Source organism: Sphingomonas sp. MMS24-J45, assembly GCF_044881195.1.
Classification (GTDB): Bacteria; Pseudomonadota; Alphaproteobacteria; order Sphingomonadales; family Sphingomonadaceae; genus Sphingomonas.
This window is the reverse complement of the sequence record NZ_CP173255.1, coordinates 1,215,376-1,239,676: the sequence shown is the minus strand read 5'-3', so window position 1 is coordinate 1,239,676 and position 24,301 is coordinate 1,215,376. Positions and strand designations below refer to the sequence as shown.

The window sequence follows — 24,301 nt, the reverse complement described above, 5'->3', positions numbered from 1 at the left end:
ACGATGGCGACTTTGGTGCTGACGGCGATCGGCAGCGTGGTTGGCGGACCCGTTGGTGGAGCGATCGGCGCGGTGATCGGCAATGCGGTCGACCGCACCATCCTGTTCAAGCCGAAGGGCCGCGAGGGGCCACGGCTGACCGAACTCAAGCTGCAGACGTCAAGCTATGGCACGCAGATCCCGCGGTTGTTCGGCACGATGCGGATCGGCGGGTGTGTGGTCTGGGCGACCGACCTGGTCGAGAGCCGATCGACGAGCAGCAATGGAAAGGGGCAGCCGAGCACGACCAATTACAGCTATTCGGCATCTTTCGCGGTGGCCTTGTCGGCGCGGCGGATTGCCGGGGTCGGGCGAATCTGGGCGGACGGCAAATTGCTGCGGGGGGCGGGTGGCGACTTCAAGAGTGCTACCGGTTTTCGCCTGCATTTGGGTGACGAGGGGCAGGCGGTCGATCCGCTGATCGCGGCGGCGGAAGGGTCCGGATTAACCCCGGCGCATCGCGGGATTGCGTACGCGGTGTTCGAGCATTTTCAACTGGCGGATTATGGCAACCGCATCCCGTCGCTGACGTTCGAGGTGATCGCTGATGACGCGCCGGTGACGGTCGGGGCGATTGCGGCGGACCTGTCGGGCGGTGTGATCGACGGCGGCGAGGCCGGGCAAGTGCTCGGCGGGTTCGCGGCTTACGGTGACAGCGTGCGGGGCGTGGTCGAGACACTCGCGGTGGCGGGCGGGGCCTGGTTCGCGCCGGTCGATGGTGGCGTGCGGATGCGCGCCGGGCTGGCCGTGGATCGCGCGATTGCCGATGGCGATACGGTCGCGGCGGGATCATCGCGCGGCAAGCATGGACGCGCGATCGCGGCGCTGGAAACGGTGCCGCGCAGCGTCATGCTGGCGCATTATGATCCAGCGCGCGATTTCCAGACCGGGGTGCAGCACGCACGGCGGCCGGGGGCGGGAACGCGGGAAGAGCGCGTCGAGATGCCCGCGGCGATCGATGCCGGGGCGGCGAAGACGATGGCCGAGGCGGTGCTGTCGCGCGGTGAGGCGGGGCGCGAGCGGCGGACGGTAACGCTCGGCTGGGATGCGCTCGACGTGGTGCCGGGGGCGTGCGTGACGATCGCAGGCGTCAGCGGGGTGTGGCGCGTCAGCGGCTGGGCGTTCGAGCGGAGCGTCGTGCATCTGGAATGCGTACGGCTGGCGGCGGGGACGCTGCCGTTGGAGGGGAGCCCTGGACGGGTGCTGTCTGCGCCCGATGTGACGGCTGGCGCGACGTTGCTGGCCGCATTCGAGACGTTGCCGCTCGATGACGCGGTGCTGCGCGCGCCCCGCATTACAGTAGTGGCAGCCGGTACCGAGCCCGGGTGGCGGCGGGCCATGCTGTCGTACAGCACGGATGGAGGCGGGCGCTGGACCAGCCTGGGCGCGACCGCAGCGCCGGGGGTGATCGGGCAAATCGTAACCGTACCGGGGATGTCGCGCGCGGCACTCGTCGATCGGCGGAATGCCTTCGAGATCGAGCTGGCGCACGAGGCTATGGCCTTGTCTAGCGCCGACTGGAGCGCACTCGACGCTGGGGTCAATCTCGCCTTGATCGGCGACGAACTGCTGCAATTTGGAACGGCCGAACAGATCAGCGCGACGCGCTGGCGGCTGTCGGGGCTATGGCGCGGGCGCCGGGCGACCGAGGCGAAGATCGGGACGCAGGGGGTTGGTGATCGCTTCGTTTTGATCGAGCGCGAGTCGGCCCTTTCGCTCGATCTGCCGCTGTCGGCGGTGGGCGGAGAGGTCCGGATCATGGCGTCGGGGACCGGTGATACGGCGGGTCCGGTCGAGACTCGCGCCTTGGTGGCTGGTGGATCGATCCTGCCGCCGGCCCCGGTTGGATTGCGCTGGTCGGAGGTTGGCAATGGCGATGCTGCAGTGCGGTGGATTCGGCGCAGCCGCGCGGGGTGGCGCTGGATCGACGGCGTCGATGTGCCGCTTGGCGAAGAGCGCGAAGCTTACCGCGTCACGCTGCTCCGCGACGACGGGTCCGCGCCCACGATCGAGACGGCGACGCCCGCAATGCTGGTGACGGCGGCCGAGCGCGCAGGTGGGGTGATGGTCAGCGTGCGGCAGGTTGGCGCGCTCGGCGAATCGATATCGGTGGCGATTCGCTTGCTGGAATGGACGATGTGAGGGAGAGCGACGGTGAGCGACGAAACGACCGTGCGACTAGGGCTGCCGTTGTTGCAGATCGGTCAAGCGCAGAAGGAAGTGTCTCACAACGAGGCGCTGACGCTGCTCGATTTGGCGGTGCAGCCGGTGGTCGAGGCGGTGGGCGTGGACACGCCGCCGATCGCCCCGAGCGAAGGTGCCTGTTGGGTGGTGGGGGCCAGCCCGAGCGGCGCATGGAGCGGTCAGGCACACGCGCTGGCGGGGTGGACGGCGGGTGGGTGGCGCTTCGTCCCACCGCGTGAGGGGATGGCCGCGTGGAGCCGCACGGATGACGCGATTGCGCGGTTTTCCGGCAGAAACTGGATGATCGGACAGCTGAGCGGAACGCGCTTGGTTCTGGCGGGGGCGGCGGTGGTCGGTGCGCAGCAGGCCCCCATCACGAGTCCCACGGGCGGCAGTGTCAGCGACGTCGAAGCGCGGGCGACAATCGCCGAAATTCTTGCTGCACTGCGGTCGCATGGTTTGATCGCGACCTGAACCTGGCGGTTCGCGCGTCGCCTTCTCTCACCCCTGTGGCCGATCGGCAACAGCAGGCGTATTTGTGCGCTTGCGTGGAAACCAAGCATTGGGTAGGGAGTTAGCGCTGTCCGAGTGACAACCAGAAGAAGGGGATTTTTATGCGGAAGCTTGCCGTTGCTATGGCGCTTGCCTCCACTGCTCTCGTCGCCACACCAGCCCTCGCACGCGACAACGCGTGGTACGTGGGTGTCGAAGGTGGCGCCATGATCGTGGAAGACATTAAGTTCGATATCGGCACCGTTAAGGCCGCCGGTACCGTCGATCACAATTACGGCTATGATGTCGACGGCGTCATTGGTTACGACCTGGGTCGCTTCCGCCTTGAAGCCGAAGTCGGTTACAAGGCTGCTACGATCGACTCGTATCGGTCGACTGTGGGTACTCCGGTGCTCAATTCGCTGAACCGTCCCGCGACGGCAGTTCCCGGCACCTATGATTATGCCGGTGGCCGTAGCTCGGCTCTGAGCTTCATGGTCAACGGTTTGCTCGATTTCGGTGACGATGACGGCATCCAGGGCTTCGTCGGCGGCGGTGTCGGTGTTGCCCGCGTCAAGGAACGCGCGCAGCTCAACACCCGTCAGAACTTCCTCGACGACAGCGACACGGTTTTCGCGTATCAGGGCCTGGCCGGTGTTCGTGCACCGATCACCAAGCACATCGACGCGACGCTAAAGTATCGCTTCTTCACTGCGGACAAGGTGAAGCTAGTGAACGTCGCCGGTACGTCGTTCAACGGCCGTTTCCGTACGCACAGCCTGCTCGGTGGTCTGACCTACAACTTCGGTGAGCCGGCTGCACCGCCGCCGCCGCCGGTTGTCGAAGCGCCGCCGCCGCCGCCGGTTGAGCCGCCGGCACCGCCGCCCGCTCCGGTCGTTCAGTGCTCGCCTGGTCCGTTCATCGTGTTCTTCGAATGGGACAAGTCGGACGTCACGCCTGAGGCAGCTGCAATCCTGGACGGCGCGATCGCGCAGTATCAGAACTGCGGTAGCGCAAAGGTCATGCTGGCCGGTCACGCCGATAAGTCGGGCTCGCCCGCTTACAACGTTGGTCTGTCGCAGCGCCGCAACGACTCGGTCCAGGCTTACCTGACCGCGCATTCGATCCCGGCTGGCGTCATCACCTCGGAAGCGTTCGGCGAGAGCCGTCCGCGCGTCGAGACTGCTGACGGTGTCCGTGAGGTCCAGAACCGGCGCGTCGAAGTCACCTACGGTCCGGGTTCGGGCAACTAAGCCCTACCCGACCTTAGGGTCGAGAAAATCGGGGAGATCAGCCAAGGCTGGTCTCCCCTTTTTCGTGAGGTCTGAAACGTCCTGCCGATCTGCGAATCGCCGGAACAGGACGACCATGTTGCAGCGCACACAGGGCTGGCATTTGCCAAGTGATCGGGTAGAGCGACTATCGAAAGCGTCGCGCGCGCTCTAAACGGCGGCGCGCTGCCCGTTGGCGGAATAAAGGGAGCATCATGCGGATTACAATGATCGGCTCGGGCTATGTCGGCCTGGTCTCAGGGGCGTGCTTTTCGGATTTCGGCCATGACGTCATTTGCGTCGACAAGGATGCGAGCAAGATTGCTGCGCTCGAAGCGGGCAAGATGCCGATCTTCGAGCCCGGGCTCGACACGCTGGTCGCCACCAACGTTGCCGCCGGTCGCCTGACGTTCACGACCGACCTGAAGGCGGCGGTTGCGGGCGCCGATGCGGTCTTTATCGCGGTTGGCACGCCGTCGCGTCGTGGCGATGGTCATGCCGATCTAAGCTACGTCTTTGCCGCCACGCGCGAGATTGCCGAGGCGATCGACGGGCCGGTTGTCGTCGTAACCAAATCGACCGTGCCGGTCGGGACCGGCGACAAGGTCGAGGAGATCCTCAAGGAAGTCGCGGGCGATTTCCCGATCGCGGTCGTCTCCAACCCCGAGTTCCTGCGCGAAGGTGCGGCGATCGGCGATTTCAAGCGCCCCGACCGAATCGTGATCGGCACCGAGGATGCGCGCGCGCAGCAAGTGATGCGCGATATCTACCGCCCGCTCTATCTGAACGAGAGCCCGATCCTGTTCACCGGTCGGCGCACGTCCGAGCTGATCAAATATGCCGCCAATGCGTTTCTGGCGACCAAGATCACCTTCATCAACGAGATCGCCGATCTGTGCGAAGCGGTCGGCGCAAACGTGCAGGATGTCAGCCGCGGGATCGGACTCGACAACCGCATCGGGTCGAAGTTCCTGCACGCGGGGCCCGGATATGGCGGGTCGTGCTTCCCCAAGGACACGCTGGCACTGCTCAAGACCGCTGAGGATTACGAGACGCCGGTACGGATCGTCGAAGCGGTGGTGCAGGTCAACGACACGCGCAAGCGCGCGATGGGTCGCAAGGTGATCGCGGCGCTGGGCGGCGATGCCAAGGGCAAGACCGTCGCGGTGCTGGGGCTGACGTTCAAGCCCAATACCGACGATATGCGCGATGCACCGAGCCTCGCGATCGTGCAGAGCTTGCTCGATGCCGGTGCGAGCGTGCGGGCGCACGACCCCGAAGGTATGGAGATCGCCAAGGGCATGATGCCCGACATCGCCTATTGCCACGATGCGTATGAAGCAGCGGCGGGTGCCGATGCGGTGGTGATCGTGACCGAGTGGGACATTTACCGCGCACTCGATCTCAAGCGCCTTGCCGGGACGATGGTCGCGCCGGTGATGGTCGATTTGCGCAACGTCTATCCGCCAAGCGAAGTGGCCAAGGCTGGCTTCGCATATTCGTCGATCGGGCGGTGATATCGGAGGCCGGCGCAGCGTTATCGCGCTGCGCCGGTTTTTTCAGGCGTTTTCGTCGTGTTTGAGCGCTGTGGCCAACCAGTCCGGCATTAGTGCGTCGCCAAGGGCCTCCACGCGGCGTAGCTCGACCATCACACCCAGCTCGGGATAGGTTGTGCGGGTGCGGTCGCCCGCTTCGCCCAATGGCGCCACGACCAGGCGGCGGTTGACCTTGGCGCGATGGTGCATCCGGGCAGTGTTTTCCTGACCGACGTAGCAGCCTTTGGTGAAACTCACGCCGTTCAGCTCACGCGCATTGGTTTCGAGCCAGAGCGTCTGGTCGGTCCCGAGCTCTGCCGCGCCTTCCGTAACCCCGAGCGACAGGCGATGTGCGTGCCACCCGTTTGCTGGGTCACCCGCAGCGCCGAGCCAACGATACCCGAGTTCGCCAAGGCGCGGGTCGGGGAGGCCAGTCCCGGCTTCGCGCGACCAATGCACGGCAAGATCGCTGCGTTCGATCGTGACTGCGCGGCGCAGGCGGTAGAGCGTCAGGCGGCGGGCCAGCGCGTCGGCAGCGCTCGCCTCGCAATCGATCAGGACCGCATTGCCGGTCGGTTCGGCTTCGTCGGCCCAGAGGATGAAATCGAACAGGGCCTTGCCCTGCGGGGTCAGCAGCCCGCCGTATCGCGGCGTCGCGGGGGTGATGCTGGCAGTGTCCTGTGTGACGAGGCCCTGAAGAAAACCGCGCACATCGTCGCCCGACAGGCGCAGCAGCGATCGATCGGCGAGCATGGTGGCGGTCATAACGTTCGAGGTAGTGGTGGTGGTTGCCACGGGCAATACGTGGCTGGCGATTCTGGCAGGGTCGCGCTACGCCGACAGGCATGACCGAGCGCCTGACGATCCGCCGCCCCGATGATTGGCATGTCCATTTGCGCGATGGCGCGATGCTGCAGGCGGTGGTGCCCTATACCGCGCGACAGTTTGCGCGCGCGATCGTGATGCCCAATCTTTCGCCACCGGTGACCCGCGTCGCCGCAGCGGAGGCCTATCGCACGCGAATTCTGGCGGCGGTGCCCGAGGGCGTGGATTTCACGCCGCTGATGACCTGTTACCTGACCGATGATGCCGATGCAGCGGAAATCGAGCGCGGTTTTGCGGAGGGTGTGTGGGCGGCGTGCAAGCTGTATCCCGCCCATGCGACGACCAATTCGAGCCACGGTGTGACCGATATTCGCGCGCTGTGGCCGGTGCTGGAGACGCTGCAACGGATCGGGATGCCGCTGCTGATCCATGGCGAAGTGACAGACCGCGAGATCGACATTTTCGATCGCGAAGCAGTGTTCATCGAGCGCACGCTGGCGCCGTTGGTGCGGGAGTTTCCCGCGCTCAAGATCGTGTTCGAACATATCACGACGGCCGAGGCGGTCGATTTCGTCCGCGCGAGCGGGCCGATGGTGGCGGCGACGATCACGCCGCAGCATCTCCATCTCAATCGCAATGCGCTTTTCGACGGCGGACTGCGGCCCCACGCTTACTGCCTCCCGGTGGTGAAGCGCGAGCGGCATCGCCTCGCGGTGCGCGCCGCCGCAGTCTCGGGCGCGGCCAACTTCTTCCTCGGTACTGACAGCGCGCCGCACGAGATCGGGCGGAAGGAATCATCCTGCGGGTGCGCCGGGATCTTCAACGCGCCGTTCGCGATCGAAAGCTATGCAGCGGTGTTCGAAGAAGAGGGGGCGCTCGATAAGTTGGAGGGGTTCGCCTCCGAGCATGGCCCTCGCTTCTACAATTTGCCGTTGAACACCGCGACCGTGACGCTGGAGCGCGCGGAGCAGCGCGTTCCCAAGGTGATCAGCGAAGGCTCGACGGCGGTTGTGCCGTTCCACGCCGACGAGACGATCGGATGGCGGCTGGTTTCGTGATCGGGTTCGGGGCGACCGATGGCGGCCGCCCCGAAGCGCCATCTTAGCGCTTACCGCGCAGCGTGTTGTAAAGCGCGAGGCCGAGCGTGCCGACCAGAGCGGCGGTCGCCCACGGCTTTTCGCGCGCGAAGCTGCGGGCTTGATCGAGGATTGGTCCGGGGCCGGCCGCAAGCGCGTCCTGCGCCGCGCCGATCGCCTTGTTGACGCCGCCGGTCACCTGATCGGCCATGCCTTCGCCCTGCAATCGGCGGTTGCCGAGCGCATCGCCAGCGGCTTGCTTCATGCTGCCGCCGAGATCCTGTGCTTCGCCTTTGATGCCAGTGCTGTTCATGATCGTGTCCCTTCGTCCAGTTGTGCCCGGCGGGGATCGGCGGGCAGGTGTACGGGGGCCAAACGGACGGCGCGCCGAATTGTGCCGCGCGGGCAGACACCCGCTATTTTTCGGTGAAGCGCTTGACCTTGACCGGGAGGTCCTTCCCCTTGGTGCGACGCGAGGGGATTTGGATCGGGTGTTTTTTCTTCCACTCGGCATAGGTCATCGGCCCATCGGGCGTGTCGATAATCGTGTCGTCGATACTCATGCGCGCGCACTCCGGGGCTTGAACGGCCAGTCGATGACCGCACCGGCGAACAATGCCCACCACACGATCACGGGTTGAAACGCCAGACGGGGAATGTGGTACCATAAGGTCAGGCCACCGGTGCCGTGTTCGATATAATCGACCGCGTGCTTCACGTTGGCCGGATAGACACAGACCGCATAGCCCGCGAGCAGCGCACCCGCCCACCAGCGTAATCGCGGTATGAAGAGGGCGATGGCGCCGGCGATTTCACACAGGCCGGTGAGCGCGATGACCTGCGCTGGGTAGGGAACCCAGGCGGGCGTGATGGAGAGGAACGGGGCGGGTTTGAGGATGTGGAGGAGGCCCGCAAGGAGATAGGCTGCGGCGAGGAGCGCGCGGAGGATTTGGCGGGTGGTGGTCATGCTCGAGGCTTAGGCGCTTGTTCGGGCATGGGCAAAGGCCATGCCGTCAGTCAGGCTTGCGCCTGCTGGCCGGGCTTGCGCGAGTCAGGCGGGCGCGGCCGCCTGACTCGCTGCGCCCTAAAACGGAAACCACTTCGATTTGTGGCTGAACTTCATATAGCCGACATTCGCGCCCTGTCGCCAACCGACGCCGAGCCGGATGGGGATCAGCACGGTGTTGCCGCGCCGCAAATAGGTCGCGGCGAACCCGCCGACGAAGTACAGCCGCCCTTCGGCTGCGGGGAAGCGACGGAACAGTTCCTCCGTATCGTAGAGATTGTAGACGAGGACGAACACTTTGTTGGCATCGCCGCCGAGATCGAAGCCCACCGACGGACCGGTCCAATAGACTGGCTGCTGGCCCTCCACCTTGTGGAACATCGTGCCCTGCCCATAGCGCAGGCCGACGACGACCGCGCCCGACGCCTCGCGCCCGGCGATATAGGCGTTGGGCCGGCCTTGCTCCTTCAGTGTCCGTTCCAGGATGCCGGCAAGGCCCGCCGCGCCCTTGCCGAACGTGGTCTCGGCCGCGCTCAGCAATTCCTGCTGCTGGAAGGTCTGGCTCTCCGCCGCTTCTGCATCGGCGCGGTCGCGGGCGATCGCCTGAGCGCCTTGATCGGTGGCGGGGTTGGGCGCTTGTACTGGTGCGCCCTGGATCGGCTCGCTCGATTGCGGGGCGTCGGGATACCGGCGCACGTCGGGATCGGCTGGCACGGTTTGGGATGTCGCGGGATAGCTGGCCTGCGGCGCGGGCGTCGATCCCCGAGCCCGCAAATCTGCATCGATCGTCTGGTTAGGATCGATCGTGCGCACTTGCGCGGAGAGCGGCGCACCCGCCGTCGCGACCGCACAGGCGAGAAGCATCGTCGCCCTCGCATATCCTGTCGCCCGCCGCATTGCCGTCTCCCCCGAAAATCGAATGGCACAGGGTAGCGCCGGTGAGCCTGTCCCCGCAATGAACGGCGTCGCCTACGCACGACCAAGCGAGTCGATTTCGCGCCGAGTCCCTGCGTGATGCGTGGTTGATCAAGCGCGCGCGCACCGCTATAGCGCCACTTCGCTGTGATCCGGAGACGTGGGTGAGTGGCTGAAACCAGCGGTTTGCTAAACCGCCGTGGGGGGTTTACTCCCACCGAGGGTTCGAATCCCTCCGTCTCCGCCAAGTGCGCCTTTGCTGCCGTGCGCGGCATCTTCTGAAATCGATAAGACGCTAGGTTTCGCAATGGCTGCGCCCGTTTCGTTTCCGCCGAATCGCGACGCGGCGCTGGATCGGTTGCAGGCGTTCGTGCTGCGCGCTGGCGTGGATTACGCGCGGGATCGTAACGCGGATCTTGGCCCTGAGGCACGATCGAACGTGTCGCTGCTCTCCCCCTATCTTCGCCACCGCTTGATGACCGAGCGCGAGGTCGTGTCGGCCGTGCTTGCGCGGCACAGCTTCAGCGAGGCCGAGAAGTTCGTGCAGGAAGTGCTGTGGCGGACCTATTGGAAGGGCTGGCTGGAGCTGCGGCCAGCAATCTGGGGGCGCTACCTCGCCGAGCTTGACGCAGTGCGGGCGCGCTTCCGCGGCGCCAAGGCGCTGGCCAGTGCAGAGAATGGCACGACCGGAATCGAGGGCTTCGACGATTGGGCGCGTGAGCTGGTCGAGACCGGCTATCTCCATAATCACGCGCGGATGTGGTTCGCGTCGATCTGGATCTTTACGCTGCGGCTGCCGTGGACGCTGGGGGCGGATTTCTTCCTGCGCCATCTCCTCGACGGCGATCCGGCGAGCAATACGCTGTCGTGGCGCTGGGTCGCGGGGTTGCAGACGATCGGCAAGACCTACCTCGCCACCGCCGACAATATCGCGCGCTATACCGGTGGACGCTTCGCGCCGCAGGGGCTCACCACCAGCGCCGTGCCGCTCACCGAAGCGCCGCTTCCGGCAGTAACTCCGTTGCTAGCCCCGGTCTCGCTCGATCCGGATGCGCCCGCGCTGCTGCTGGTGACGCCGGAGGATTTCCATCCCGAGAGCGTGTTCGCGCAAGATCGGCGTTTTGTCCAGGCGATCATCCTGGCCGATCGCGGCAGCGGCGGGGCGCTGTCTGAAGTCTTTGTCGCTGCTGCGGCACATGATTGCGCGGGGCGGGTCGAGGCGCACTTCGGTTGCCCGACGCGCATTATCACGGGGATCGATCCCGCAAAGCTGATAGCGGCCGCGCAGGATGCTCAGGTCACGACGATCGCGACCGCCTACGCGCCGGTGGGGCATGTGGCGGATGCGCTGCGCGCCGCCACCCCGGTCTTGCAAGCGGCCGGAATCGATCTGATCCAGGTCCAGCGGGCGTGGGACACGCACTTCTGGCCGCACGCGAAGAAGGGGTTCTTCGCGTTCAAGGAGCAGATTCCGCGTATTCTGGGCGAGCGATTCTGAAGGCCTGCCCTGGCTAACGTCAGCTTTTGGGCTTCACGAAGCGGATCGTCATGCGGTCGCTCTCGCCGATCGCGGCATATTTGGCGCGGTCGACATCCTTGAGCTGATAGGTTGGCGGCAGCGTCCACACGCCGCCGGGATAATCGGCCTTGTCCTTCGGATTGGCGTTGATTTCGGACATGGCGGCGAGCTTGAAGCCGGCGCGCGTGGCGAACTGCACCACGCTCGATACCTTCATATAGCCGCTCTTTTCCTCGGCCGCCGCGTCGCGCGCTTCGGGCAAGCGATGCTCGACGATGCCGAGCGTGCCGCCGGGCTTCAGCATCCGATACATTTCGGCGAAGGCGGCCTGGGTCCGGTCGACCCCGGCAAAGCGCAGATTGTGGATGTTGCGGAAGGTCAGCACGACATCGGCGCTGCCCGAGGGCACGACCGGTTCGCCGGCACCCGCCGGAAACGCCGCGAGCTTGACCTTGCCGTAGACCGCCGGGTTGGCCGCCTGCAGCCGCTTGACGCCGTCGAGCCCCTTGGCCCAGCCGCCCGCCGCGTAATAGGTGCCGCGCGCGCCCAGGTAGGGGGCGAGGATTTCGCTATACCAGCCGCCGCCGGGGATCAGCTCGACCACGGTATCGGTCGGCTTTACGCCGAAGAAGGCGAGCGTCTGCGCCGGATGGCGCGCCGGGTCGCGCGCGACATTGGCAGGGGTGCGCGACGGTGCTGCTACGGCCTTGGCGAGTTCGGCAGGGACGCTGGGACCCTTGGCGATGGCGACGGTCGGAGCCGCGATCGCAAGCGTGGCGAGGCCGACTATAGTGATCGTGGGGCGCATGGTACCTCTCCTGCAGGTTTGTCGTTGCCTGACCAGTGCGGGGCATGGCCGCGCGACGTCAAGGGGGCATTACGGCGGCGCGGTGCTTCAGGGTCGCAAGGCGGCGCTCTTGTCGCGGATCGCCTTGAATTCCGAGGTGGGTTTCCAGTCTGGCCACGCCTTCGAGTTCGCGACTTCGCGGCCGATTTGCAGCATCACGTCGATATCCTGCTTGGCCCCGGCCAGGTTCCACTCGGGCGACCAGGCATCGCACGTCTGGTGATAGCATTTGCCGGTATAGGCATCGATCCACGCTTGCCCCGCCGCGACGCCGCCGTCTTCCAGATCGGACGCCCCGGCGATGCCCATTTGCAGCAGCACGGGCACGCCGCGCTTGGCCAGGCTGAAATGATCGGCGCGATAGAACAGGCCGCGTTCTGGCAGGCCCTCGGGCGTCACGCGCCGCCCCTGCGTCGCGGCGATCCGCGCCATATCGTCCTGCAGACTGTCCTGCCCGACGCCGACCAGGATCACGTCCTTCGCGCGCCCGGCGGTTTGCAAAATGTCGATCGTCAGATTGGCGGCGGTCGTCTCGAGCGGAAAGACCGGGTGGGTGGCGTAATATTCGGAACCCAGCAGCCCGCGTTCCTCGGCGGTCCACAATGCAAAGGCGATCGTGCGGCGCGGTGCGGGTTCCGCCTTCAGGATGCGCGCGATGTCGAGCAGCGCAGCGACGCCCAGCCCATCGTCATTGGCGCCGGGGCGGATCGTACGGCCCTGCGCGTCGGCGGGGCCGACGCCGTATGCATCCCAATGCGCGCCGAACATCACGGTCTCGTTCGGTGCGCCGGTGCCGGGGATTTTCGCCAGCACATTGTGGCTTTCGACGACTTCGTGGCTGACCGGGACCGTGGCGGAGAAGGTCGCGCCGGTCAGCGGCACCGGCTTGAAGTCGCTCTGCCGCGCGGCCTTGCGCAACGTGGCAAGGTCAAGGCCTGCGCCCTTGAACAGCGCGCTTGCGGCATCGCCGCTCAGCCAGCCCTGCAGTTTCAGGCTGGTGATCTGGTCGGAGGGCCGCACGATGTCATAGGCCTCGCCCTGGCCCGAGACGACGACGTTCCAGCCATAACCGGCCCCCGGCGTGTCATGCACAATGAGCGCGCCGATCGCGCCCCGCCGCGCCATTTCCTCGAATTTATAGGTCCATCGGCCATAATAGGTCATCGTGCGACCGCCGAACTTGCCGAAGGCGGCGTCACCCGCGACCGCCTCGAAATCGGGATCGTTGATCAGAATGACGGCGACCTTGCCGCGCAGATCGACGCCCTTGAAATCGTCCCAGCCGCGCTCAGGGGCGGTGACGCCGTACCCGACGAACACGAGCGGCGCGTTCGCGATCACGGCCTTGTCATTGGGCTGGAGCGACCAGACGTACCCCTGTTCGCCGCGCGTCCACGGCTGCCATGTACCCTTGACCGACACGCCGAACTTTTCGGGCTGGCCGAGTTTGGTGTGGAGCAGCGGGACCGTCTGCGTCCACTTGCCGTCGGGACCGCCGGGTTCCAGCCCAAGCGCCTGGAAGCGCTTGGTGAGATAGTCGATCGTCACCGTCTCGCCCGGCCCACCCGGTGCTCGGCCGTGGAAAGCGTCGGACGAAATCTCCTGCACGGTTTTGGTGATCGCCGCAGGATCGACGCCCTGCGCAAAAGCGGGCGTCGCAACAGCGAGGAGGGCGAGCGGGATAAAGCGTTTCAGCATGGCGCCACCCTAACGCCGCGATACCCGCCGACAAGACATTGATCGCATGTCGTTCTGCCTTATGGTCGCCCCAGACTGATCCCTGCCCGGAGCATCCCCGATGAAATATCCTTTGCTGCTCGCCACGTCCCTGGCGCTGCTCGCCGCGCCGATCGCCGCGCAGCAAACCACATTTCCACCGAGCGACATCCCGAAGAACTTCACGCCGCCGATCGAGGCGCGCGATTATGTGAAGCGCGAAGTGATGATCCCGATGCGCGACGGGACCAAGCTCTACACCGTCATCGTCTTTCCCAAGGGGCTGACCAACGCGCCGATCGTGCTGACACGCACGCCGTATAATGCCAAGGGCCGCGCGAACCGGATGGACAGCCCGTCGATCCTCTCGACCCTGCCGCTGGCCGACGAGGTGTTCGTGAAGGGCGGTTATATCCGCGTCTATCAGGATATTCGCGGGAAGTACGGGTCGGAGGGCGATTACATCGTCACGCGTCCGGTGCGGGGGCCACTGAACCCGACCAAGACCGATCACGTCACCGATGCGTACGACACGATCGACTGGCTGGTGAACAAGGCGAACCTGCCCGAATTGAACGGCCGCGTCGGGATGATCGGATCGTCCTATGAGGGCTTTACCGTGGTCATGGCGTTGCTCGCGCCGCACCCGGCGTTGAAGGTCGCAGTGCCGGAAAGCCCGATGATCGACGGCTGGATGGGCGACGACTGGTTCCATTACGGCGCGTTCCGGCTCGCCAACATTGGCTGGGTCGGGTCGCAGACCGGATATAAGGGCGCGGGCGAGGAACCGGCCACCGGCATTTACGACAATTATGAGGAATTCCGCCGTCTGGGCGGGGCGAACGAATGGGCCAAGAAATCGGGCTTCGATCAACTCCCGGCGTGGCAGAAGATGGTCGCGCACCCCGCCTATGATGCCTTCTGGCAAGGCCAGGCGCTCGACAAATTGCTTGCCGCCAATCCCTCCAACGTGCCGACGCTGTGGGAACAGGGGCTGTGGGATCAGGAGGATATGTACGGCGCGATCACCTCGTGGGAGGCGCTGAAGGCGAAGGGCAAGATCGGCAACAACTTCCTGGTGATGGGGCCGTGGCGGCACAGCCAGGTCAATCGCGAGGGGCGCGAACTGGGGCCGTTCAAATGGGATGGCGATACCGCGGCGCAATTCCGCGAGAAAATGGTGCTGCCGCTGTTCGACCAATATCTGAAGGATGGGCCGCCCGCCAATCTGCCCGCGGCGACGATCTACAATACCGGTGAGAACCATTGGGACCGCTTCGCCACTTGGCCGCTCGCGTGCGAGCAGGGCTGTGCCGCGCCGCTGAAGCCGCTGTATCTGCAGGCCGGTGGCGGGCTTGGTTTCGACAAGGGTGCAGCCGGCGGCGACAGCTACGTCTCCGATCCCGCCAAGCCGGTGCCGCATCTGCCGCGCCCGGTGAATTTCAACGACGGGCGCTGGGGCGACTGGCTGGTAAGCGATCAGCGTCATGCCGATGGTCGCCCGGATGTCGAAACCTATGTCACCGACGTGCTGACCGCGCCGATGCGCCTGTCGGGCGCGCCGATCGCCGATATCTATGCCAAGACGACCGGCACCGATGGCGATTTCGTGGTGAAGCTGATCGACGTCTTCCCCGATGAAGTGGCGAGCGATGCCAAGATGGGTGGGTATCAGCTGCCGATCAGCCTCGACATCTTCCGTGGCCGCTACCGCGACAGTTTCGAGAAGCCGAGCGCGATCCCGGCGGGCAAGACGCAGCGCTACAAATTCCGCCTGCCGACGGTGAACCATGTGTTCCAGCCGGGGCACCGCGTGATGGTGCAGGTGCAATCGAGCCTGTTCCCGCTCTACGACCGCAACCCGCAAAAGTTCGTGCCCAACATCTTCCTGGCGAAGAAGAGCGATTACCAGAAGGCGACGGTGACGATCGAACGCGGCGGTACGGCGGCGAGCGCGGTGTGGTTGCCGCTGGTCCCGGCGGGGAAGTGAGCGGCGGGGTGGGGGACAACCCTCACCCGTTCGCCCTGAGCTTGTCGAAGGGCTGCCCTTCTCTTTGAGGGCGGAGCTTCAGGCAGAAAGGGCCGCGAGGTCCTCGGGTGTATTGACGTTGGGAATGGGCCGCGGGAGGTCGATCGGATCGGCCCCGATCGCCGTCGTCCACCCCTGCATCGATCGTCGCGGGTCGGTGGCAAGATGTGCGAGCAGCGTGTCGTATAGCTCGGTCGGCCAGTAGCCGATGATCGGCGCATCGGCCACGAATGTCGCGCGCTCTGCCTCGCGCAGTTGACGTAGCAGATCGCCATCGAGCACTGGCGTGTCGCATCCCACCGACAGCACCCCCGCATATCCCTCGGCCAGCGCATGATGCAGCGCGCCTGCCAGCCCACCAAGAGGGCCAAGGCCGGGGCCCGGCACGTCCGGAACACGCTTCATCCCTGGCGGTGGTGCTGGGTGACCGCACACCACAATCGCATCGACGAACGGGCCGATTGCCTCCGCCACCCGCCAGATCATCGGCTCTCCGTCGAGATCGGCCAGCGCCTTGTCGCTGCCGAAACGGCGCGAGCGGCCCCCCGCCAGGATGGCGCCGAGCAATCTCACGGGGCGACCGTCAGCATCGCGTCGGGCCGGGCCAGCATCACGAGCGTCAGCCCGCATTCCTTCGCGCGCGCCACCGCCAGATCGGTCGCGGCCGAAATCGTCACCAGCGTGGAGCAGCTTGAGAGCGCCGCCTTCTCGACCAATTCATAACTGCAGCGCGAGGACAGCAGCGCGAAACCACCGTCCCAGCCCGCGCCGGTTCGCGCCATCGCGCCGATCAACTTGTCGAAGGCATTGTGCCGCCCGACATCCTCGCGCACCTCCAGGATTTCCCCGGCCGCCGAGCAGCGCGCGGCAGCGTGGGCCGCCCCGGTTTCGCGGTTGAGCGGCTGGTGGTCGCGCAGCGACGCAAGCGCGCGAAAGATCGCATCGGCGGGGACGGGCGTCTGCGCGGGCACCGGCGGCAGCGGCCGCAGTGCCTGTTCGAGATTCTCGATTCCGCACAGCCCGCACGACGAATCCGAGGTGCGATGCCGCACCCGTTCGAACAGTTCCGGCGCGCGTTCGGCGGACAACGTCACCCGGACGATCTCTCCCTGCGCGGTCGAATGGCAGTCCACATCGACAATCTCCGCCGGGTGCGACGCCACCCGCTCGCTCAGCGCGAAGCCCACCGCGAAATCCTCCAGGTCGCACGGGGTCGCCATCATCACCGCATAGCCGATCCCGTTGAACTCCAGCGCGATCGGCCGTTCGAGCGGCACATTCCGCGCGATTGGCTCGGCCGATCCGTCGCGTGCCGTCCGGACGAAATCGACGCGCGCCTGGCCGCTCACGCCGCTTCCGCGACGATCCGCACCGGCACCGATTTCGACGCCGGAGTCTTCGACAGATCGTCGTGTAGCCCGATCGGCACCAACACGTTGCATTCGGGATAGTAAGACGCGATCGTGCCGCGCGGCAGGCGGTATCCGGTCAGCTTCAACCCGCCGAGCTGACGGTCGACGCCATCCTCGGCGTCGGTGATCATGCGCACCATCTGGCCTTCGCGGAACCCCGCCTCGGCAATATCGTCCGGGTTCATCAGAAGCACGTCGCGCGTGCCCTCGATCCCGTGGAAACGATCGGAATAGCCATACACGGTCGTGTTGAACTGATCGTTCGAGCGGATCGTCATCAACCGATAACGGCCCGGCGCATCCCGGAAGCCGACCGAGTTAAGCTCGCCCGGCGTGGTGAACACCGCCTTGCCGCTCTCGGTCTTCCACACGCGCTGATGCGCGGCGTTCCCGCGGTAGAAGCCACCCGCCTGGAACATCCGCGCGTTGTAATCGCGGAAGTCCTTGGGGTAGGTCTCTTCGATCAGGGTGCGGACCAGCCCGTAATTGCCGGTCCACTCGTCCCAGCGCAGCTTGGGATTGGGCGCGAGTGTCGCCTTGGCGATGCCCGCGACGATCGCCAACTCGCTCTTCACGGTTTCCGAAACCGGCACCCGCTTGCCGACCGATGCGCTGATCATCGAGAAACTGTCCTCGGTGGTCACCACCTGATTGCCGCCCGCCTGCGCATCTATCTCGTACCGGCCGAGGCACGGCAGGACATAGGCGTGGCGGCCGGGGAAGAGATGGCTGCGATTGAGCTTGGTCGAGACCATCACGGTAAGATCCTGCTTCGCCCAGGCGTCCTCCAGCCGCCGCTGATCGGGCACCGCGCGGAGCAGATTGCCGCCCAGGCATATGAACGCGCGGACCTTGCCGGCGAACAGCGCCTCGGTCGCCTCGACCAGGTTCATGCCGTCCTCGCGCGGGGATTTGATGTCGAACAGCGCGTCGATCGTGTCGAGCGGCACGAGATGCGCCTTCTCAGCAATGCCGACGGTGCGCTGACCCTGCACATTGCTATGCCCGCGCACCGGGCAACACCCTGCCCCCGGCTTGCCGATATTGCCGCGCAGCAGTAGCAAATTGACGAGCATCGCGACGTTGAGCGCGCCGTGTGCGTGCTGCGTCAGGCCCATGCCGTACACGCCGATCACGCGCTCGGCCTTGATATAGACCGCCGCGGCATCGCGGATTGCCGCCTCGGCCAGGCCGCTTTCGCGCTCGATCTCGGCCCAGTCGGCATCGCGACAGCTCTGTACGAACGCATCGAAGCCGGTGGTATGTTCGGCGACGAAGGCGTGGTCGATCACTGCTGGCTTGCCCGCCGCGGTCGCCGCATCGTCGGCCTCGACCACGCATTTGCACATGCCGAGCAGCACGGCGATGTCGCCGCCCGCCTTCAACTGGTGATATTGGTCGGAAATCTTGGTCGCCTTGCCGGTCAGCATGGCGCTGGGGCTTTGCGGATCGACGAACGACACCAGCCCCTGTTCGATGATCGGATTGAAGGTGACGATCTTCGCACCGCGCTCCTTCGCGTCCTTTAGCGGGTGGAGGAAGCGCGGGCTGTTGGTGCCGGGATTCTGCCCGAAGAAGAAGAAGGCGTCGGCCTCAGCCAGATCGTCCCACACGATCGTGCCGACGGGAGATCCGATCACCTTGGTCAGCCCGACCGAGGTGGTTTCGTGGCACATGTTCGAGCTTTGCGGCAGATTGTTGGTGCCGAACGCGCGGGCGAGCAGCGCATAGAGATACGACGCCTCCAGCCCGGCATGGCCAGATGCGTAGAACACGGCCTCGTTCGGCGCGACGGCTTTGAGCGCCGCGCCGATCCCGGCGAACGCCTCGTCCCAACTGACCGCGACATAGCGATCGCTCGCCGCGTCATAGCGCAACGGGTGCGTCATCCGCCCGGTCATTTCCAGGTCATGGTCGCTCCAGCGGCGCAGCGCGGTGACGTTATGCTCGGGCTCGGCGAAGAAGGCGGGCGTGCAGCGCGCGCTGGTCAGCTCCCACAACGTCGCCTTCGCGCCATTCTCGCAAAACTCGAATGCCGAATAATTGGCCGGCTTGGGCCAGGCGCAGGACACGCACATCACGCCCTTGGGCTTGTTGAGCTGTCCCAGCGTCGCGAGCGAGGCGGGCGACGACCAGCTTTCGCCGAAAATCCGGGCAATGCCTTTCAGCGACCCCCAGCCCCCCGCCGGTCCGGGGAATGCGGCAAGTCACGCTGGTCGGTCATGGTCTACTCTCGTCATGGTCGGCGGCACCCTAGCCACAACGCGCATCGCCGGGGAAGGGTGCGCGTCGCCATAGCGGCACTACGCCGCGCTCGGGTCGGCGGCGAAGAGTTCTGGCTCGGTGATCGCTGGCGAAGTGTGGTCGAAATTCGACACGGTCACGCCGACCAGCCGGATCGGCCGTTCGGTGGGCAGGACCGATCGGATGAGGTCCAGGCTGGCGGCGTGCAGATCGGCGCGGGCGTTCACGGGCGTGGCCCGGCTACGGCTGCGGGTGATGATCCGGAAATCGGCATATTTGACCTTCACCGTCACGGTGCGGCCAAAGGCCTGACGCGCCTCGCACCACCCCCACACATCGTCCGCCATGCGCAATACGCCCGCCTCGATATCGGCATCGGCAGTCAGATTCTCGTGAAAGGTGGTTTCGGAACCGGAGGATTTGCGCACCCGGTCCGGGTTGACCGGGCGATCGTCCTGCCCGCGCGCGATGGCGTAATACCAGCCCGCCGAACTGCCGAAATGCTGCTGCAAGAATTCGAGCGATTTCGCGCGCAGTTCGCCGCCCGTCTCGATCCCGAGCCGTTTCATCTTCGCAGCGGTCACCGGGCCGACACCGTGGAAGCGCGAGACGGGGAGCGTCTCGACCCACGCCTCGCCCATATCGGGCGTGACCGCGAATTGCCCGTTGGGCTTGCGATGGTCCGACGCCAGCTTTGCCAGGAACTTGTTGTACGAAATGCCGGCCGAGGCGGTGAGTCCGGTTTCCTCTAGGATGCGCGCGCGGATTTCCTTGGCGGTCAACCAGGCGGTGGCGATGCCGCGGCGATTGGCGGTTACGTCGAGATAGGCTTCGTCCAGCGACAGCGGCTGGATGAGATCGGTGTAGTCGGCAAAGATCGCGTGGATTTGCTGCGAAACCGCGCGATACACCTCGAAGCGCGGGCGCACGAAGATGAGTTGGGGACAGCGCCGGATCGCGGTGACCGAGGGGAGCGCGGACTTGACCCCGAAAGCGCGCGCCTCATAACTCGCCGCGGCCACCACGCCCCGTGCCGCGCCATGTCCGACCGCGACCGGCTTACCGCGCAGCGACGGATCGTCGCGCTGCTCCACCGATGCGAAAAACGCATCCATATCGACGTGGATGATCTTCCGGACGGCGGAATCAGCAGGCATCCGAACGCCGTAACACGGATCGAACAGAGAGAGAACGCCCAGACATTGTGTTCCGCCCTAAAGCGCGCTGTAGATCTCTTTTGCCTTGGTATGTCACTCACGGCCGCAGATATATGCGGGGCCGGTGTCAACGCCGTTGCCACGGCGTGCCCGATTGATCGGGCACGCCGTCCTGTCCAGCTTATTTGGTATTAAGGCGGAACGTAAGGCCGATCGTGCGCGGGCGCGGACCCGCAAGCAGGGTCGGCCCATTTGCCGATGTCGGTCCGCGATAATCCGACAGATTGTCCGCGAACAGTCGGACTTCGTACCGATCGAACCGCACGCCCGCGCTCATGTTATAGAGCTGATACGGGTTGAGCGTGTCGACCGTCGCATCGCCATTGCGCGCGCGGCCGATCGCAGTGACCGAGCCGGTCGCGAACACATTTACGTCGCCGAAATCGTGATTGTAGTTCGCGTCACCACGCCAGTTAAACGGCGGGGTATTGAGCAGCCGCTGGCCGTTGCCGATCCGCGGGTTGGCGGTGCCGAAAGCGGGCAGTACCCGCGTGAACTTCGAATTGTTGATATTGCCGACCACCGACAGCACCAGACCCTTGGCCGGGGTCTTCCAGGTCGCCTCGATATCGACACCGCGTGAGCGCCCGTCGCCGAGATTGGCGAACGCGGCGAGACCGATCGACGTGTTGAAGGCGCTCTGAATGTTGGTGTATTTGATGTCATAGGCGCTGACGGCCAGACGCAGCGCGCCGTCGAACAGCGTCCCCTTCGCGCCCAACTCGAGATTGCGCAGCTTGTCCGGGGTCAGGGACAGTGCGCTGGGAACGCCGTCGGCGATCACTGCATCGGCCTGCGCCTTGGACTGCAGGATGCCGCTGCGGAAACCGGTACCGGCGTTGAGGAACACCAGCCATTCCTTGCTCGGATAGAAAGCGAGGTTGGCGCGCCAGGTCAGTGCGTCGGGATTGGCATTGCTCTGCACGCGCGTGCCGTTCGACAGCGAATCCGATTTCCGCGTGTCGTTGAAATAGCGCAGGCCGACCAGCGGCACGAGCTTGCCGTCGAACAGCGAATAGCTCGCCTCCGAGAACAGCGCGACGTTCTCGGTCTTGGTTACGGTATTGCCGCTGATCGCGAGCGTCGGGAAGTTGATGTCGAAGGTATAGAGCCCCTTGGCATTCTGATAGAACACCCCGGCGACGCCGTGGAACGGCCCGGTGCCGGAAGTCGCGAGACGCAGCTCATTGACAAAATTCTCGGCATTGCCGCCGTTGTTGAGGATGCCGATCCCCAGCGGCGCGCCAAGGTTTAGGCCGACCTGAAAGCCGCCGGGCAGCGACTTCTGGTACGAGGTCGCATTGGTCAGCGTGAACTTGCCGATGTCGCGCGTGACGGTGCCCGAGAAATACTCGGCGCGGCGGCGATCATAGCCGACGACATTGCCCTGGAACGACGCATAGGGCGGGCTGAGCGAATTGATGACGTTGAGGTAATTCTGATCGGTGCTGAAATACCAGGCGCGCAGCCGCACGGTGGTGAGCGCGTCGGGCTTCCACAGGAGGACCGCCTGGATATCCTTGGCCGTCACGTCATTGGCATTACGTTCGCGCGGCGTGCCGGTGGGTGCGCCGGAATAGATGTCGGCGGTGCCCGCGCGGTAATCATAGCCGCCGCTGATGCGCAGCCCGAGCGTATCGGTCACCAGCGGGATCGAGAGTGCGGCAGCGGCGCGGTAGTTGATCTTGCTGGCGTCGGCGGTCTTCGAAATCTCGACGTCGCCGGCCTGGGTAAAGTTCTGCAGGTCGGGATTCTTGGTGTGGTAGATGATCGTGCCGGCCGCCGATCCCTGGCCGTACAGCGTTCCCTGCGGACCGCGCAGCACTTCGACCCGGTCGAGATCGAAATAGTTGATCGGCGGGGCGCTTTGGTTGTTGGGGACGCCGAAGGGGGTGTCGTCGAGATAATAGCCAACCAATCCGTCGCCGATCGGACCGCCAGCGCCCGAGCCACGGAACGAATAGATGCGATAGCCAGCACCGATTTCCTGCGTCTGCGCGGCGCCCGGAATGAGCTGGATCAGATCGGCGCCGTCGCGAATGTTACGCTCTTTCAGCGTCGCGCCGGTGAAGGCCTGGATTGCCTGGGGCACGCGATTGAGCCGTTCGGCGCCGGTCTTGCTGGCGGTGACGACGATGTCCTCACCGTCCACGGCGGGCGTATCGCTGGTGGTTTGTGCGGCGTCGGCCCCGGCGGGTGCGGCGACTTGCGCCAGCGCGGGCAGCGCGGTCATCGCGACGGTGCAGGCGGTGAGCGATACGCCGCTGCGGCACAGGGCACGAATGTGCTGAATCATCTTGTTCCCCTTCCTGAAAGCGATTGTTCTTTGCAATCGGTTGCACCAACTATCACGCGAAAATCGCAGCGGCAAGATGTCGAGCGCCAGGTCGTTACGGAGCGGCATCTATTTTTTCGGATGGGTAGGGGAATCGCGGTGCGCGCGAGCGTCGTAACACGACTCGATCGGCATTGTCTTGCCCGGTCGCGCGACGCGATTGGGCTTGCCAAGTCATTGAAGAGGTGTTTAACAATCGATTGCAAGAGAGACGCTCGCTTGGGCGCAAGAGATGTCGAGCGTTCCCGCGCGGGGCGAATGCCGAGGTCGAAGAGGAGAAGGCGATGAAACTGCAGCTTCAAATCGTGCTCGGCGTCAGCCTGGCGTGCGCGGTCGCCCCGGCGGCGGCACAGTCGCTCAAGGTCGGCGCGGCGAAGGTCGATATCACGCCCGCCGCGAAGGATTTGCCGAAGACGATGCTGGGTGTGCTCGATCCGCTCAACGTCCGCGCGATCGTGGTCGAAGACGGGGCGACGCGCGCGGCGATGGTCACGGTCGATGCCGGTGCGATCATGACCGAGACGTGGGAGCATGTCAGCGCGCGGGCCGAACGCGAGTTGAAAATCCCGGCACAGCAGTTCCTGCTGACCGCGACGCACACCCACAGCGCGCCGTGGCTGCGCGGCGAAGCCTATGAGCGGCAGATCTTCGACGCCGTACGCAAGGCCGCTGCGGCGACGCAGCCCGCGCGGATGGCCTATGGCACCGGCGTTTCGTACATCAACGTCAACCGCAACATCATCGACCCGCAGACGCATCGCTGGTGGGAGGGTCCCAATTACGACGGGCCGTCTGACAAGACGGTGGCGGTGGTGCGCTTCGACACGCTCGCGGGTGCGCCGATCGCGGTCTATTACAATTACGGCGTCCATGCCGTGCTGACCGGCAATCTCGATCTGGTCAGCGCCGATCTGCCGGGCGCGACCTCCAATTACATCGAGGATTCGCTCGGCAACGATGCGGTCGCGGTCTATTCGAACGGCGCGGCGGGCGATCAGAACCCGATCTTCTTCCAGCAGACCTATGATCTGCGCGCGATCCGCATCGCGGATTATGCCAAGCGCGGCGAGGACATCAGCAATGCCATGCCGCCCGGCGGCACCGGCATGGATCGCAAGAACCCGCAGGTCGTCAAATTGATGACCCAGCAGAAGCAGATGATCCTGTCGATGGGGCAGATGCTGGGCGAGGAAGTGCTGCACGTATCGCGCGCCAATATGGAGCGGCCGATCACCGCAGCACCAATTGCGGGCGCGCAAGAGACGGTGATGTGCCCCGGGCGCAAGCGGCTCGATCAGGGGCGCGCGGGGTATGCCGGGACCTATGCAGATGCCGATCCCATCCCGCTGCGCCTCAGCTTGCTCAAGATCGGCGATACGGTGATCGGAGGCGTCAACGGCGAAGTGTTCACGACCATCGCGCAGCGCTTCAAACGCGAATCGCCGTTCAAGCACACGATGATGACGACGCTGACCAACGGCATGGCGCCGTCGGGCTATATCCCCAATGATGCGGCCTTCGGCTTCAACACCTTCGAAGTCGTCTCGTCGCGGCTCAAGCCCGGTTGCGCCGAAACCGCGATCGTCGAGGGGCTGGTCGATCTGATCGACAAGGTCGACGCGAAGTAAGCACGCACGGA

Annotated in this window: 20 protein-coding genes and 1 tRNA gene; 9 read left to right on the top strand and 12 right to left on the bottom strand. The window is 65.3% G+C overall.

Annotation, left to right across the window (positions count from 1 at the left end):
- Nucleotides 1–3: 3 nt before the first annotated feature.
- From AB5I39_RS06235 to AB5I39_RS06220, 4 genes are all read left to right on the top strand, one after another.
- Nucleotides 4–2,181 (top strand): phage tail protein, encoded by a 2,178-nt coding sequence (locus AB5I39_RS06235; RefSeq protein ID WP_404372558.1) that lies wholly within the window; start codon nt 4–6, stop codon nt 2,179–2,181.
- 12 nt (nt 2,182–2,193) lie between these two features.
- Entirely contained in the window at nt 2,194–2,697 is a 504-nt protein-coding gene (locus tag AB5I39_RS06230; protein WP_404372556.1) for a DUF2793 domain-containing protein, read from the top strand.
- A 140-nt stretch (nt 2,698–2,837) separates the two neighbouring features.
- Nucleotides 2,838–3,968: an OmpA family protein gene (locus tag AB5I39_RS06225; RefSeq protein WP_404372554.1), complete on the top strand. Its 1,131-nt coding sequence runs from the start codon at nt 2,838–2,840 to the stop codon at nt 3,966–3,968.
- A gap of 233 nt (nt 3,969–4,201) precedes the next feature.
- The gene (locus AB5I39_RS06220; RefSeq protein WP_404372551.1) at nt 4,202–5,503 is read left to right on the top strand and encodes a UDP-glucose dehydrogenase family protein; all 1,302 of its coding nucleotides are present in this window, start codon (nt 4,202–4,204) and stop codon (nt 5,501–5,503) included.
- Nucleotides 5,504–5,545: 42 nt separating this feature from the next.
- On the opposite strand, the gene AB5I39_RS06215 is transcribed toward AB5I39_RS06220, so the two are convergent.
- A complete protein-coding gene (locus AB5I39_RS06215; RefSeq protein ID WP_404372548.1) occupies nt 5,546–6,286 on the bottom strand; it encodes a YgfZ/GcvT domain-containing protein in 741 nt (246 codons plus the stop codon).
- Between the two features lie 80 nt (nt 6,287–6,366).
- Between AB5I39_RS06215 and pyrC the strand changes: the two genes are divergently transcribed.
- The gene (gene pyrC / locus AB5I39_RS06210) at nt 6,367–7,404 is read left to right on the top strand and encodes a dihydroorotase (RefSeq protein WP_404372546.1); all 1,038 of its coding nucleotides are present in this window, start codon (nt 6,367–6,369) and stop codon (nt 7,402–7,404) included.
- Nucleotides 7,405–7,447: 43 nt separating this feature from the next.
- Here pyrC and AB5I39_RS06205 read toward each other — a convergent pair whose 3' ends face one another.
- The 4 genes from AB5I39_RS06205 to AB5I39_RS06190 all read right to left on the bottom strand — a co-directional run bounded on the left by AB5I39_RS06205 (nt 7,448) and on the right by AB5I39_RS06190 (nt 9,292).
- Nucleotides 7,448–7,735, bottom strand: coding sequence for a CsbD family protein (locus AB5I39_RS06205; RefSeq protein ID WP_404372543.1), 288 nt, complete (start codon nt 7,733–7,735; stop codon nt 7,448–7,450).
- Between the two features lie 103 nt (nt 7,736–7,838).
- The gene (locus AB5I39_RS06200) at nt 7,839–7,985 is read right to left on the bottom strand and encodes a hypothetical protein (RefSeq protein ID WP_404372540.1); all 147 of its coding nucleotides are present in this window, start codon (nt 7,983–7,985) and stop codon (nt 7,839–7,841) included.
- Complete coding sequence (locus AB5I39_RS06195; RefSeq protein WP_404372537.1) at nt 7,982–8,389, bottom strand: DoxX family protein; 408 nt, start codon at nt 8,387–8,389, stop codon at nt 7,982–7,984. Before AB5I39_RS06195 ends, AB5I39_RS06200 begins: the two co-directional genes overlap by 4 nt.
- Before the next feature lie 117 nt (nt 8,390–8,506).
- Nucleotides 8,507–9,292, bottom strand: coding sequence for an EipA family protein (locus AB5I39_RS06190; RefSeq protein ID WP_404372534.1), 786 nt, complete (start codon nt 9,290–9,292; stop codon nt 8,507–8,509).
- 205 nt (nt 9,293–9,497) lie between these two features.
- On the opposite strand from AB5I39_RS06190, the gene AB5I39_RS06185 reads away from it, so the two are divergent.
- Both AB5I39_RS06185 and AB5I39_RS06180 read left to right on the top strand, forming a co-directional pair.
- Nucleotides 9,498–9,590, top strand: a tRNA-Ser gene (locus tag AB5I39_RS06185).
- A 60-nt stretch (nt 9,591–9,650) separates the two neighbouring features.
- A complete protein-coding gene (locus AB5I39_RS06180; protein WP_404372531.1) occupies nt 9,651–10,841 on the top strand; it encodes an FAD-binding domain-containing protein in 1,191 nt (396 codons plus the stop codon).
- A 19-nt stretch (nt 10,842–10,860) separates the two neighbouring features.
- On the opposite strand, the gene AB5I39_RS06175 is transcribed toward AB5I39_RS06180, so the two are convergent.
- Nucleotides 10,861–11,670 (bottom strand): class I SAM-dependent methyltransferase, encoded by an 810-nt coding sequence (locus AB5I39_RS06175; RefSeq protein ID WP_404372528.1) that lies wholly within the window; start codon nt 11,668–11,670, stop codon nt 10,861–10,863.
- Between the two features lie 87 nt (nt 11,671–11,757).
- Nucleotides 11,758–13,407 (bottom strand): M20/M25/M40 family metallo-hydrolase, encoded by a 1,650-nt coding sequence (locus tag AB5I39_RS06170; RefSeq protein ID WP_404372525.1) that lies wholly within the window; start codon nt 13,405–13,407, stop codon nt 11,758–11,760.
- Between the two features lie 100 nt (nt 13,408–13,507).
- Here AB5I39_RS06170 and AB5I39_RS06165 point away from each other — a divergent pair, with 100 nt between their 5' ends.
- Complete coding sequence (locus AB5I39_RS06165; RefSeq protein WP_404372522.1) at nt 13,508–15,415, top strand: CocE/NonD family hydrolase; 1,908 nt, start codon at nt 13,508–13,510, stop codon at nt 15,413–15,415.
- A gap of 78 nt (nt 15,416–15,493) precedes the next feature.
- Here the strand turns inward: AB5I39_RS06165 and AB5I39_RS06160 are convergent, their stop codons facing one another.
- From AB5I39_RS06160 to AB5I39_RS06140, 5 genes are all read right to left on the bottom strand, one after another.
- Complete coding sequence (locus tag AB5I39_RS06160) at nt 15,494–16,027, bottom strand: molybdenum cofactor guanylyltransferase (protein WP_404372520.1); 534 nt, start codon at nt 16,025–16,027, stop codon at nt 15,494–15,496.
- Nucleotides 16,024–16,803, bottom strand: coding sequence for a formate dehydrogenase accessory sulfurtransferase FdhD (gene fdhD, locus AB5I39_RS06155; protein WP_404372517.1), 780 nt, complete (start codon nt 16,801–16,803; stop codon nt 16,024–16,026). The genes AB5I39_RS06160 and fdhD overlap by 4 nt, the downstream gene beginning before the upstream one ends.
- The gene (locus tag AB5I39_RS06150; protein WP_404374034.1) at nt 16,800–19,034 is read right to left on the bottom strand and encodes an FdhF/YdeP family oxidoreductase; all 2,235 of its coding nucleotides are present in this window, start codon (nt 19,032–19,034) and stop codon (nt 16,800–16,802) included. The genes fdhD and AB5I39_RS06150 overlap by 4 nt, the downstream gene beginning before the upstream one ends.
- Before the next feature lie 135 nt (nt 19,035–19,169).
- Nucleotides 19,170–20,267, bottom strand: coding sequence for a DNA polymerase IV (dinB, locus tag AB5I39_RS06145; RefSeq protein WP_404372514.1), 1,098 nt, complete (start codon nt 20,265–20,267; stop codon nt 19,170–19,172).
- 181 nt (nt 20,268–20,448) lie between these two features.
- The gene (locus tag AB5I39_RS06140; protein WP_404372511.1) at nt 20,449–22,623 is read right to left on the bottom strand and encodes a TonB-dependent receptor; all 2,175 of its coding nucleotides are present in this window, start codon (nt 22,621–22,623) and stop codon (nt 20,449–20,451) included.
- A gap of 323 nt (nt 22,624–22,946) precedes the next feature.
- Between AB5I39_RS06140 and AB5I39_RS06135 the strand changes: the two genes are divergently transcribed.
- Complete coding sequence (locus AB5I39_RS06135; RefSeq protein WP_404372508.1) at nt 22,947–24,290, top strand: neutral/alkaline non-lysosomal ceramidase N-terminal domain-containing protein; 1,344 nt, start codon at nt 22,947–22,949, stop codon at nt 24,288–24,290.
- Nucleotides 24,291–24,301: the final 11 nt, after the last annotated feature.